Annotated in this window: 12 protein-coding genes; 6 read left to right on the top strand and 6 right to left on the bottom strand. The window is 68.7% G+C overall.

What is annotated here, in order from left to right; translation table 11 throughout:
- Positions 1–3 precede the first annotated feature (3 nt).
- Positions 4–1176: an MFS transporter gene (locus QNA08_RS07955; RefSeq protein ID WP_283740165.1), complete on the bottom strand. Its 1173-nt coding sequence runs from the start codon at positions 1174–1176 to the stop codon at positions 4–6.
- A gap of 43 nt (positions 1177–1219) precedes the next feature.
- Here QNA08_RS07955 and QNA08_RS07960 point away from each other — a divergent pair, with 43 nt between their 5' ends.
- Positions 1220–1852, top strand: coding sequence for a TetR/AcrR family transcriptional regulator (locus tag QNA08_RS07960; RefSeq protein ID WP_283740166.1), 633 nt, complete (start codon positions 1220–1222; stop codon positions 1850–1852).
- A gap of 15 nt (positions 1853–1867) precedes the next feature.
- On the opposite strand, the gene QNA08_RS07965 is transcribed toward QNA08_RS07960, so the two are convergent.
- The 5 genes from QNA08_RS07965 to QNA08_RS07985 form a co-directional block, all read right to left on the bottom strand.
- On the bottom strand, positions 1868–2986 hold the full coding sequence (locus QNA08_RS07965; RefSeq protein ID WP_283740167.1) for an ABC transporter ATP-binding protein: 1119 nt from the start codon (positions 2984–2986) through the stop codon (positions 1868–1870).
- 20 nt (positions 2987–3006) lie between these two features.
- A complete protein-coding gene (locus tag QNA08_RS07970; RefSeq protein WP_283740168.1) occupies positions 3007–3840 on the bottom strand; it encodes a carbohydrate ABC transporter permease in 834 nt (277 codons plus the stop codon).
- A gap of 13 nt (positions 3841–3853) precedes the next feature.
- A complete protein-coding gene (locus tag QNA08_RS07975; RefSeq protein ID WP_283740169.1) occupies positions 3854–4813 on the bottom strand; it encodes a carbohydrate ABC transporter permease in 960 nt (319 codons plus the stop codon).
- 60 nt (positions 4814–4873) lie between these two features.
- The gene (locus tag QNA08_RS07980; RefSeq protein ID WP_283740170.1) at positions 4874–6157 is read right to left on the bottom strand and encodes an ABC transporter substrate-binding protein; all 1284 of its coding nucleotides are present in this window, start codon (positions 6155–6157) and stop codon (positions 4874–4876) included.
- Between the two features lie 69 nt (positions 6158–6226).
- Positions 6227–7111 (bottom strand): N-acetylmuramic acid 6-phosphate etherase, encoded by an 885-nt coding sequence (locus QNA08_RS07985; protein ID WP_283740171.1) that lies wholly within the window; start codon positions 7109–7111, stop codon positions 6227–6229.
- Positions 7112–7493: 382 nt separating this feature from the next.
- Here QNA08_RS07985 and QNA08_RS07990 point away from each other — a divergent pair, with 382 nt between their 5' ends.
- From QNA08_RS07990 to QNA08_RS08010, 5 genes are all read left to right on the top strand, one after another.
- Entirely contained in the window at positions 7494–8393 is a 900-nt protein-coding gene (locus QNA08_RS07990; protein ID WP_283740172.1) for a glucosamine kinase nucleotide-binding domain-containing protein, read from the top strand.
- Positions 8393–9160 (top strand): GntR family transcriptional regulator, encoded by a 768-nt coding sequence (locus QNA08_RS07995; protein ID WP_283740173.1) that lies wholly within the window; start codon positions 8393–8395, stop codon positions 9158–9160. The genes QNA08_RS07990 and QNA08_RS07995 overlap by 1 nt, the downstream gene beginning before the upstream one ends.
- A 23-nt stretch (positions 9161–9183) precedes the next feature.
- Entirely contained in the window at positions 9184–10227 is a 1044-nt protein-coding gene (locus tag QNA08_RS08000) for an SIS domain-containing protein (protein ID WP_283740174.1), read from the top strand.
- Positions 10227–11366, top strand: a complete 1140-nt coding sequence (nagA, locus tag QNA08_RS08005) for an N-acetylglucosamine-6-phosphate deacetylase (protein WP_283740175.1) — start codon at positions 10227–10229, stop codon at positions 11364–11366. The genes QNA08_RS08000 and nagA overlap by 1 nt, the downstream gene beginning before the upstream one ends.
- 102 nt (positions 11367–11468) lie before the next feature.
- Positions 11469–12539 carry a Gfo/Idh/MocA family protein gene (locus QNA08_RS08010; protein ID WP_283740176.1) on the top strand — a complete coding sequence of 357 codons (1071 nt, stop codon included), beginning with the start codon at positions 11469–11471 and terminating at the stop codon, positions 12537–12539.

Below are 12539 nucleotides of genomic sequence, written 5' to 3' on the forward strand. Positions count from 1 at the left end.
ACCTCAGGCCGCCGCGCGGCGCGCGCCGCCGGCGGCGAGGAACAGGCCGCTCGCGCCCGCGACGAGCGCCGCGGTGATCCAGAAGCCGTCGACAGCCGGCAAGCCCGCAGCAGCAGCGAGACCCGTGGCCGCGATCGGCCCGAGCGCCATCCCGAGATCGCCTGTGGCACGGACGAGGCCGGTGACGGCGCCGGTGCCCGCATCGGCGCCGGCGGCAAGTGCCAGCGAGCCTGCGGCCGGCAGCATGGCGCCGGTGCCGACCATGACGAGTGCGGTCCCCAGCCACAGCGCCCATGCCTGTGGCACGGCTGCGAGCAGAACCAGGGCTGCGACCGTGAGCGCAGCCGTCACGAGCAGCGTCGGCCGAGCGCCCCAACGGTCCGTGGCCCGCCCGACCAAGGGCAGTGCGATGAAATTGGCGGCGGTGCCGACGCCGATGAGGAGGCCCACGTCGCTCGGTGTCATTCCGTGGAGGGTGGGGGCGACGACAGGCACGAGCCCCCACGCCGCCGCGGTGCGGGCGAAGAAGCCGGCGAGCCCCATGAAACAGGCCGCGAAGAGCGCCGGCCGCCCGAGGAGCCCCAGCGACGGCCCGTTCTGCCGCTTGGGCGCCGTGCCCTCCCCCCTCACGCGGAGCACGATGCCGAGCGTCAGCAATGCGAGCACGCCTTGGCAGACGAAAGGCGCGCGTGCGTCATAGCGCTCGGCCAGAAGCCCGCCGAAGCAGGGACCGATGGAAATGGCGAGGAGCAGAGCGCCCTGGTACCAGGCCATCGCCGTGCCCCGGCGGGCGGGGCCGGCCCGGTCGACGAACGCCGTCAGCGCCGCCGTGACGAAGACGGCGCCGCCCGCCCCCTGCAGCAGGATGGACGCGACGAGCGGTGCGTAGCCCGCCTCCCGCGCGCCGAGGAAGGCGCCGAAGGCGATGAGCACGAGGCCGACACCCATGGTGGCGCGGATGCCGGCACTGTCCGCAAGCAGGCCGGCCGGCACATTGCTGATGAGGCGGGCGACGCCGAAGCCGGAAAGGAGAGCCCCCGCGGCGAGGGCGCTCGACGACGATCGGGCCGCCAGTGCCGGCAATACGGGCACCAGCATCCCGAGCCCCAGCATGGCGACGAATACGGCGATGGAGATTGGAAGGAAATCTTTGAACGAAGGAGCGTCGGACGGCATAGTCGAGCCTCTGATGAAATGGAAATAGACTAGACTGTCTAGTATGATTCATCCCAGCGAGCAAGCCGAACCGTCGGGCACCGACCTGTCGCCGCGCACGCGCGCCAAGCGCGAAGCCATTCTGGATGCAGCCGAGAAGGTCTTCGTGGCCGAAGGTTATGCGGCGAGCATCGACCGCATCGCCGCCGCGGCCGGGGTCGCCAAGCAGACCGTCTACAGCCACTTCGGGTCGAAGGAGGGGCTGTTTCGCGCCATGGCCGAGCACAGCAAGCGCGACTTCGCGACCGGCCTGCAGAACGGGAGCGACCTGCGCACCGCTCTTGTCGCCTTCGGCACGGCGGTCCTGAAGCGCGTCCTCGATCCCGACACGCTCGGCATGCAGCGGCTGCTGATCGCCCAAGCCGCCACGTTTCCGGACATCGCCCGCATCTTCGCGGAGGTCGGCCCGGCACGCTCGGCGGCGCGGCTCGCCGACCTCCTCTCGAAGGCGATGGACGACGGCCTCCTCATGCGGGCCGACGCGACGCTCGCCGCCGAGGACTTCCTCGGGCTGCTGCAGGGACAGCGTCGCCTCAAGCTCCTCTTCGGCTACGGCGAACCGCCGGGCGAGGCCGCCATGCTGCAGGCGGCCGAACGTGCCGCCGACGTCTTCCTGCGTGCCTACGCACCCGGCTGATGAGCGGATGGGCGCTCAGGCGACGGCTGCTCGAGGGGGATGCGCCTCGCCGCGCCTCGGCAGAGCCAGCCCCTCGGCATCGAAGAGATGCACGGAACGCTCGGAGGCGCCGATGGTGAGGCTCGCGCCAGCCACGGCGGCCGTGTCGCCCGGAGCCCTGACGACGACATCCGTGCCGTCGGTGAGCTTCATGTAGAGGTAGGTCGCCTCGCCGAGATGTTCGACGGCCTCGACCTGCCCCTTCAGCCGCAGGCCCTCCGCCTCTCCCTCGCTCATGTGCTCAGGGCGGATGCCGAGCGTCACCGTGTCGCCGACGCCGGCGTGCCCGGCGTCGGCCGCTACCAGCGTCTCGCCGCAGGCATGGGCGACGCGCACACCCTCCGGCGTGACGGCGGTGACGCGCCCCTTGACGAAGTTCATGCGCGGCGAGCCGATGAAGCCGGCGACGAAGAGGTTGCGGGGGGCGTGGTAGAGCTCGAGGGGAGACCCCACCTGCTCGATGCGCCCCTGGTTCATCACCACGATCTTCGTGGCGAGCGTCATGGCCTCGACCTGATCATGCGTGACGTAGATCGTCGTGGCGTTGAGCTCGCGGTGGAGCTTGGCGATCTCGACCCGCGTGTTGACCCGGAGCGCCGCATCGAGATTCGACAGCGGCTCGTCAAACAGGAAGACGCTCGGATTGCGCACGATCGCCCGCCCGATGGCGACGCGCTGGCGCTGGCCGCCGGACAGATCCCGCGGCTTGCGGTCGAGATAGGGCGTGAGCTTGAGGATCTCGGCGGCGCGACGGACGCGCCGGTCCGCCTCGGCCCTGTCCGTGCGGGCGAACTTCAGGCCGAAGGCCATGTTCTTGTAGACGGTCATATGCGGATAGAGCGCATAGGACTGGAAGACCATGGCGATCTTGCGCGCCGCCGGAGGCACGTCGTTGACGCGCCGCCCGGCGATGAAGAGATCACCGGCGGTGATGCTCTCGAGCCCCGCGATGATGCGCAGGAGGGTCGACTTGCCGCAGCCGGACGGGCCGACGAAGACGACGAACTCGCCGTCCTTCACCTCCAGGTCGATGCCGTGCAGGATCTCGGTGGCGCCATAGGACTTGCGGATGCTCTTGAGGCTCACGTCGGCCATGGGACGGCTCCGTTCGTGCCTCACTTCACCGCGCCCGCGGTGAGGCCGCGGACGAGATGGCGCGAGAACAGGACATAGAGGACGAGGATCGGGGCGATCGCCAGCGTCAGCGAGGCGAGCACGGCGTTCCAGTCGGTGACATATTGCCCGATGAACTGCTGGACGCCGAGCGTCACCGTCTGCTTGCCGTCGCCGGGCGCCAGGATCAGCGGGAACCACAGGTCGTTCCAGATCGGCACCATGGTGAAGACGGCGACCGTGGCGATCGCCTGACGGACGAGCGGCAGGATGATCGAGAAGAAGATGCGGTACTCGCTCACCCCGTCGCAGCGCGCGGCATCGCGCAGGTCGCGGGGGATCTGCTGCATGAACTCGCCGAGGATGAGGATGGCGAGCGGCAGACCCTGCGCCACGTAGACGAGGACGAGCGCGGTCAGCGTATTGACGAGGTCGAACTCCACCATCATGCGCAGGATGGAGACGCTGCCGAGCCGGATGGGCACCATGATGCCGATGGCGAGGTAGAGCGCGAGCAGGGTATTGCCCCGGAACCTGTATTCCGTGAGCGCCCACGCGGCCATGGCGCCGAAGACGACGACGAGCGCGAGCGACCCGACCGTGACCGTCAGGCTGTTGAGGAAATAGAGCCCGAACTCGGATTTCTCCAGCACGCTGTCGAACCCGATGAGGGTGAAGCTGCGCCCGTCCGGAAAGCCGAGCGGGTCGGAGAAGATTGCCCGCCGCGTCTTGAAGGCGTTGAGGAGGATGAGCAGGATCGGACCGATGGCGATCAGCGTGTAGAGCAGGAGCGCACCGTGCACGGCCATGCGGCGGGGGCGAAGCGGGAGGCTCATCGCATGCGCCCCGTCAGAACGTGTGCCGCTGCAGCCGTCGCTGCACGCCGAAGAGATAGATGAGCACGCCGACGAGGATGATCATCAGCATCATCGTGGCGACGGTCGCCCCCATCGTCGGGTTGCCCACCTGCAACTGGTAGCCAAAGAAGGTGCGGTAGAAGAACGTGCCGAGGATGTCCGTCGAGAAGTTCGGCCCGGCGAGCGCCCCCTTGACCGCATAGATCAGGTCGAAGGCGTTGAAATTGGCAACGAAGGTCAGGATCGACACGATCCCGAGCGTCGGCACGATGAGCGGCAGCTTCACCTGCCAGAAGACGTGGAACGGCCCTGCCCCGTCGACGGTCGCGGCATCGACGAGATCGTCCGGGATGTTCAGGAGGGCGGCATAGATCAGCATCATCGGAATGCCGATGAACTGCCATACGGAAATGAGCGAGATGGTGGCGAGCGCCGTCGTCTCCTGGCCGAGCCAGGGGCCGAAATAGCCGCCGAGACCGAAGAAGCCGAGGAAGGTCTCCGCCACGCCCCATAGGGGGCTCAGCATCAGCTGCCAGATGAAGCCGATGATGACGACCGACAGCATCGTCGGCAGGAAGATGAGCGTGCGGTAGAGGTTGCGCCCGGCGAGGTCGGGCAGGCTGAGCAGCATGGCGAGCCCAAGGCCGATGCCGTTCTGTACAACCATGTGGATGGCAAAGAAGACGAGGTTGTTCCGGAAGGCATTCCAGAACGGGCCCGACCAGGTCGGGTCGCCGATGAGCCGCCCGAAATTGTCGAGCCCGACAAAGTGATAGAGGCCGGCCTCGTCGGTGGTGAAGAGGCTCAACCGGATGGTGTCGATCAGCGGATAGATCGAGAACAGCGAGTAGACGAGCACCGCCGGCGCCAGAAAGACGACGATGTGCAGCGGCCAGCCCCGCCGCCCGGCGAGGTCTTCTGCCATCTCTTCGGTCGCGGCTATGGTCGACATGCGCCGTTCTCCCTGCCGGCCCCGAGGGCGCGACCGGCGCGCCCCCGGTGGCATCCTGCCCTACTTCTTCTTGTGCGGCTCGTACCAGGCGGCGAGGCCGTCCTCGACCTTCCTGGCTGCGTCCTCGGGCTTGAGCGTGCCGTTGATGACCTGGGCGCTGACGTTCCAGAGCTCGTTCTCGAGGTTGGGCGTGCCGCGCGACAGGATCTGGTAGGAGTTGCGGATCGTGCTCGCGCAGTCCTTGCGCCAGCCGACGAACTTGGCCGCCACGGGATCCTTGACCTCGATCTGGGCGTTCGAGAGCGGGAAGAAGCCCGGCAGCGCATTGGCGTAGATCGCGGCGAAGTCCGGGGAGGCCACCCATTCCAGGAACTTCTTGGCCGCCTCGACATTCTTCGACTTGGCGTTGATGCCGATGGCGATGTCGGTGTGGTCGCTGATGTAGCACTTGTCTCCGGCAGCAGGCACGGGCGGCGGGAAGGCGTCGAACTTGACGTCGGCCTGCTTGCGGAAGATCGGGATGTCCCACGAGCCCGCCGGATAGATCGCCGCGCGGCCGAGCGAGAACAGGTTCTGGGTATCGGGATATTTCTGGGCGGAGAAGCCCTTGCCCATGTAGGGAGCCCAGCTCGCGATCTCAGTGAAGGTCTTCACGTAGGGCGCGTCGGTCAGCTTTTCCTTGCCAGCGATCAGCGCCTGACGGCCCTCCTCGCCCTTCCAGTAGTTCGGGCCGATGTTCTGGAAGCCCATGGTTGCGGCTTCCCACTGGTCGGCGGTGCCGAGGGCGAGCGGGGTGTATTTGCCGTGCGCCTTGATCTTCTCCAGAACGGCCTTGAACTCGGCCATGGTCTTCGGTGGCGTCAGCTTCAGCTCGTCGAAGATCTCCGTGTTGTAGATGAAGCCATGGATGACCGAGGCCATGGGCATGCAGAAGGTCTGCTTGCCGTCGTCCGTCTGCCAGGCGCTCTTGGCGACGGGCGAGAAGTTCTCGATGCCCTTGATATCGTCGACGGCGACGAGATGGCCTTTCTTGAAGAGGTCGAGGGAAGCGTCGAAGGGCCGGCACGTGATGAGGTCGCCGGCCGTGCCGCCGGCGAGCCGCGCGCCGAGGGCCGCGTTGTACTCCGTCGGCGGGTCGGCACGGAACTGCACCTTGATATCCGGGTACTTCTTGTTGAAGGCCGGAATGATCGTCTTGTTCCACACGTCGGCGTCGTCGTTGCGCCACGAGTCGATGGTCAGCGTCTGCGCCGAAGCGGCGCTCGAGACCGCGAGCACCAGCGCGGTGGCGGCACCGAAGAGCCACTTCGCGTGACGCCCGGTCGATTGTAGCCTGAAAGACATGACCTGCTCCCTGGTTGTGCTCTCGTTCGTCACACGCGCCGGTTCGCCGGCGTCGCACCTCACGCTTGTTCAGGTGAGTTGACCGAGCGCCTTGCGCAGATTGCCGCCCGCCTGCCTCAGCAGCCGGTCGGCCTGCGACGGCGCCGCGCCCTTCGCCACGAGGACCGCGGGCTTGATGCGGCCGCCGCAGGCGTCGAGGGCACGCGCCGCAGCGTCCTGCGGGCACCCGGTGATGTCGGTGAGAATGCCGAGCGCGCGCTCGCGCAGCTTGGCATTCTCCACGCGCAGGTTGACCATCAGCCCGTCGTAGACATGGCCGAGGCGGATCATGGCGAGGCTCGAGAGGAGCCCGAGCGCGGCCTTCTGTGCGGTCCCGGCCCCCATGCGCGTGGAGCCGCTGATGATCTCGGGCCCGGTGTCGAGAAGCACGGCCACGCCGGCGGACCTGAACAGCGGCGCGTCGGCGTTGTTGGCGAAGGCGATCACGAGGGCCCCCGCCTCGGCAGCAGCTTCCGCCGCCGCGCAGGTGAAGGGTGTGCGTCCGCTCGCCGCCAGCGCGATCACGACATCGCTCGCTCCCGGCACGAGCGCGCGCATGGCAGCGCCGCCGCGCTCGGCATCGTCCTCGAATGAACCGCTGAGGCCGGGCTCCAGCCTGGCGCCCTCCGCGAGCAGCAGCACGATGCGCTCGTCCGGCCAGCCGAAGGTGGGGCCGAGCTCGACCGCATCGAGCGCCCCGAGGCGGCCGGAGGACCCTGCCCCGACATAGATGATGCGGCCGTCCTCGCCCAGCCGCCCGGCCATGGCGCGGGCAGCTTCGGCGAGAGCCGCGCGCGCCTCGCGAACGGCGGCCACGGCGCGCAGCTGACCCTCCCAGAACGCATCGAGGATGTCCTCGTCGCTCCAGGTATCCAACCCGCGATAGCGCGAGCAGATGCTCTCCGTCTGACCCATGCGCGGCATCCGCGGCCCTTTGGCCGTCGTTCCCCAACTGATATTACATTGGTATCTTATGTGACGCCGGCTCGGCAAGCCTTATGTTCGTGCCGCCGACGAACGATGCAGCGCCCCTTCGACCCGCGCATCGTCGCCGGCCAAGGTTCGCGGCACAGGATATAAACATGGAAATCATTATTTATCAATATGTTATATGGATAACGAAATCTTGCCACAAGCGCTCGGCGAGATCCGACCAAAGGCGGACGATCGACGATCGCAAAAATCTGCGGCGAGGCGCTTTTCCAATCCGGCTCACAGTGGCATTATCCGGTCGCGTCAGTGGTCCGTCAGCGCCCGAGTGCGCCGCGCGGCGGTCGAAGATCGAGCCTCGGCAGGCATGAGCGAAGCATTGTTCATCGGTGTGGACGGGGGCGGCACCCAATGCCGGGCGCGACTGCGGGATGCGCAGGGGCGTGCCCTCGGCGAGGGACTCGGCGGGCCAGCCAACGCGCGCCTCGACCCGACGCTGGTCATGAAGTCGATCCTCACGGCCTGCCGCGCCGCCGCGGCAGCAGCCGGCCTCGGCGAGGAGGGGCTGCGGCGGGCCCACGCAGGCCTCGGGCTCGCGGGGGGCGGGCAGCGCAAGGCGGTGGCCCGTCTGCTCGCCGAGCCGCACCCCTTCGCCTCGGTGGCAGTGGAAACGGACGCCTATGCCACGTGGCTCGGCGCCTTCCGAGGCGAGGACGGCGCCATCCTCATCGTTGGCACGGGCTCTTGCGGCCTCGCCGTCGTCGGCGGCGTGCAGACCTATGTCAGCGGCTGGGGCGCGGAAATCTCGGACGAGGGCAGCGGCCTCGCCATCGGGCGCGAGGCCATCCGCCGCGCACTCTGGGCCTACGACGGCCGTGCGCCACGCACGCCGCTGGCGGATGTCTTGCTCAGGGCCTTCGACAACGATCCGGAAACCATCATCGACTGGGCCAAGGAGGCCCGCCCTGCGGATTTCGCCCGCTTCGTGCCTCAGGTGTTCGCCTATGCCGAGATGCGCGATCCCCTGGGCTTGGCGTTGATCGGGCAGGCCGCGTCCGATGTCGCGCGCATCGGCGAGCGCCTGCTCGACGCCGGCGCGCCGGGCATCTGCCTCATCGGCGGCCTTGCCGAACCATTGCGCCCCTGGCTGCCGCCGCCTCTGCAAGCGAAACTCGTGGCCGCGGCCTCCGACGCCATGGACGGCGCCATCCTCTTGGCGCGGCGCGCCTGCGGCACCCCAGCCCCTGTCGTGAAGGAGCGAGCCTGATGAGCCATGCCGCCCTCGCCGACCTGCGGAACGCTGGCGGACTCGACGAAGCGAGCCCCACGCCGCTCTATGTGCAGCTGCAGCATTTCATCCAGGAGGCCGTACGGTCCGGCGCGCTGAAGCCGGATGAGGCCCTGCCCAGCGAGCGTGACCTCGCCAAGCAGCTCGGCATCTCGCGCGTCACCGTCCGCAAGGCGCTCGCCGGCCTCGTCGACCGGGGCATCCTGGTGCAGCGCTGGGGATCGGGCACCTTCATCGCGCCGGGCGTTCGCGTCGAGCAGCCCCTGTCCCGCCTGTCGAGCTTCACGGACGACATGCTGGCCCGCGGCATGCAGCCCTCGGCCGTCGACCTCTCCCGCGCCGTCGGCCCGGCCTCGCCCAAGGAGCTGATGGCGCTCGGCCTGTCCCCCGGCGATCTCGTGACGCGCATCGACCGCCTGCGCATGGCCGACGGCGTACCGATGGCGATCGAGTACGCTGTCGTGCCGGCGCGCTTCCTGCCCGACCCCAAGGCGGTCGGCCGTTCGCTCTACGCCGCGCTGAACGAGCGTGGCCACCAGCCACGGCGCGCCCTGCAGCGTCTGCACGCGACCCTCCTCGACGCCGAGCAGGCGCGCCTGCTGCAGGTGCCGGTGCGCAGCGCCGCCCTCTATATCGAGCGCCGCTCATTCCTCGACAGCGGCGAGGCGGTGGAGTTCACCTCCTCCTATTACCGCGGCGATGCCTACGACTTCGTCGCCGAACTGACCATCGGCGCCAGCCGATGACCGTTGCCCCCGCGAGGCCCCTGATGACGCATGCCCCTGCCGGCGAGACCCTGATGCTGCGCGAAGCGCGCGAGGCGCCGGTGGTCGTCGCGCGCCTCATCGACGACAACACCGCGCTGTGCCGCGAGCTCGGCGCCCGCCTTCGCGCCGCGCCGCCGCCCTTCGCGGTCACCTGTGCCCGCGGCAGCTCCGACAATGCCGCGACATACGTCAAGTATCTCCTCGAGACGCGCCTCGGTCTCGTCACGGCTTCCGTCGGTCCGTCAGTGAGCTCCGTCTATGCCGGCCGCCCGAGGGTGCACGGCGCCCTCTTCCTCGCCGTGTCGCAATCGGGCCGCAGTCCCGACATCCTGCATCTGTCCGAAGCCGCGCGCGCCGAGGGTGCGGTGACCGTGGCGCTGGTCAACGACGCCGCCTCGCCGCTCGCGGACATCTGCGAAACGGTGATGCCTCTGCGCGCCGGTCCCGAGCGCAGCGTCGCCGCGACCAAGTCCTTCATCGCGGCGCTCGCCGCCGAGCTGCAGCTCTATGCCCACTGGCAGGGCGACGCGGACCTCCTTCGTACCGTCGAGCGGCTGCCCGAGGACCTCGAGACGGCACTCGCAAGGGACTGGAGCGCGGCGCTTCCCGTACTCGCCCAGGCGAAGAACCTCTTCGTGGTCGGCCGCGGCGTCGGCTTCGCCGCGGCGCAGGAGGCGGCGCTGAAGCTCAAGGAGACCTGCGGCCTGCATGCGGAAGCCCTGAGCGCGGCGGAGCTGTTGCACGGGCCGATGACCCTCGCCGGGCCCGACTTCCCGGTTCTCGTGCTGAGCCAGGACGACCCCTCGCGCGAAGGCCTCGCTGCCTTGACGGCGCGCCTCGTCGACCGCGGGGTGCCGGTGATCGTTGCCGGTCCCGCCGCCGGCCGCGGCGTCATCGCGCTCGACGCCGTCGCGGCGGCCGATCCGGTCGCCGCGCCCATCGCCCTCATCCAGAGCTTCTATCCTCTCGTCGACGCCGTCGCCCGGGCGCGCGGGCGCGATCCCGACAACCCGCCGCATCTGAGAAAAGTGACGGAGACGGTCTGATGCCCTTCGCACTCACGGGCGCCCGCGTCTTCGACGGCACGCGCATGACGGAAGGCCGCGCCGTCGTCATCGAGGGCGAACGCATCCTCGCCGTGCCGCCGGCCGCCGATCTCGGACCCGGCATCGAGCGCCGCGAGGTCGAGGGGATTATCGCGCCGGGCTTCATCGACGTGCAGGTCAACGGCGGTGGCGGCGTGCTCTTCAACGACACGCGCACGGCGGACGGCATCCGCGCCATCGGCGAGGCCCACCGCCGCTACGGTACCACGGGCTTCCTGCCGACCTTCATCACCGACAGGCGCGAGCGCATGGCCGAGGCGGTTGCCGCCGCCCGCGAGGCCTTGGCGCAAGGGGTGCCGGGCGCGCTCGGCATCCACCTCGAGGGGCCCTTCCTCAATCCCGAGCGCAAGGGGGTGCACGACCCCGCGTTCATGCGCCCGGTCGAGGAAGAGGATCTCATCCTCATGTCCTCGCTTGAACAAGGCCGCACCCTGGTGACACTCGCGCCCGAGATGGTGCCCCCGGCCGCCATTGCCCGGCTCGCGCAGGCGGGCGTGCTCGTCTCGGCCGGCCACACACGGGCGTCCTACGAGACGCTCGCCGAGGCGCGCGCGCAAGGGCTCAGCGGCTACACCCATCTCTTCAACGCCATGCCGCCGCTCGCCAATCGCGATCCCGGTCCCGTAGGGGCCGCCCTCGACGAACGCGAGAGCTGGTGCGGCCTCATCGTCGATTTTCACCACGTGGCCGCACCGGTGCTGCGCGTCGCCCTCAAGGCGCGGGGGCCGGAGCGCATGATGCTCGTGACCGATGCCATGCCCTCCGTCGGCTCCGACCTCGCCACCTTCGAGCTCCTCGGCAAGACCGTCTATCGCGCCGAGGGGCGACTGACGACGGCGGACGGGACCTTGGCCGGGTCGGATCTGGACATGGCGTCGGCGGTACGCAACACGATCGCCGAGCTTGGCATCAGCCTCGAAGATGCCCTGCGCATGGCCTCCCTCGCACCGGCAACCTACCTGCGCCTCGATCACGAACTCGGCCGCGTGGCGGCGGGTTATCGCGCGAATCTCGTGCTGCTTGACGATGACCTGCAGGTTCAGGCCACCTTGATCGACGGGCAGGACGCGCACGGTTGACGCCCGCCCGTCATGATCGGGCAAGGTCCGGCCCGATGATGATGGCCGTCCGACCGCGACGCTTGAGGCGGCCAGGACAATGGCCTGGGGGGAATGGCACCGATGAGCGCAAAGCGTGTCCTTGTGGTGGGCCTCGGCAAGATGGGCATGTCCCACGCCCGCGCCTATACGCGAATCGACGGTTACGACGTGGTCGCCGTCTGCGAGCGACACATCATGACCCACACGCTGCCGCCTGCCCTCGCCGGCGCCGCGCGCTTCACGGCTTACGAGGAGGCGCTCGCGGCGACGAAGCCCGATGTGGTCTCGATCAACACCTTTGCCGATACGCACGCCAACTATGCCATCAAGGCCATGGAGGCCGGCGCTCACGTCTTCGTCGAGAAGCCGCTCGCCGAGACCGTGGAGGCGGCCGAGAGGGTGGTCGCCACGGCCCGGCGCACCGGGCGCAAGCTCGTCGTCGGCTACATCCTGCGCCACCATCCCTCGTGGACGAAGTTCATCGAGATCGCCCGCACGCTCGGCTCACCCTACGTGTTCCGGATGAACCTCAACCAGCAATCGAGCGGCAGCGCCTGGGCAGCCCACAAGCGCCTCCTCGATTCGCTCCCGCCCATCGTCGACTGCGGCGTGCACTATGTCGACGTGTGGTGCCAGATCACGCGGGCGAAGCCGGTACGCGTGCATGCGCTCGGGGCGCGGCTCACCGACGACATGCCACCGGGGATGTACAACTACGGCCACCTGCAGGTCGCGTTCGAGGACGGCTCCGTCGGCTGGTACGAGTCCGGCTGGGGTCCGATGATGAGTCAGACCTCCTATTTCGTGAAGGACGTCATCGGCCCCAAGGGCTCGGTCAGCATCGTCATGGCCGAGACAGCGGACAGGAACCTGCGCTCGGACGACGTCGACGCCCATACCCGGACCAACCAGATCCTCCTGCACCATGCGGCCCTGCAGGCGGATGGCAGCTGGGCCAAGGCGGACGAGCGCATCAACACCATCGACGAACCCAACCACGATGGGCTGTGCGAACGCGAGCAGCGCTATCTCTTGAAGGCGATCGACGAGGATCTCGACCTGACGGAGCATATGGAGGCCGCTGTCACAAGCCTGCGCATCGTGCTCGCGGCGGACCGTTCCGTGCGGACAGGCGAGGTCGTCCTGCTGTAG

The organism is Chelatococcus albus, from assembly GCF_030067675.1.
In the GTDB taxonomy this organism is placed as follows: Bacteria; Pseudomonadota; Alphaproteobacteria; order Rhizobiales; family Beijerinckiaceae; genus Chelatococcus_A; species Chelatococcus_A albus.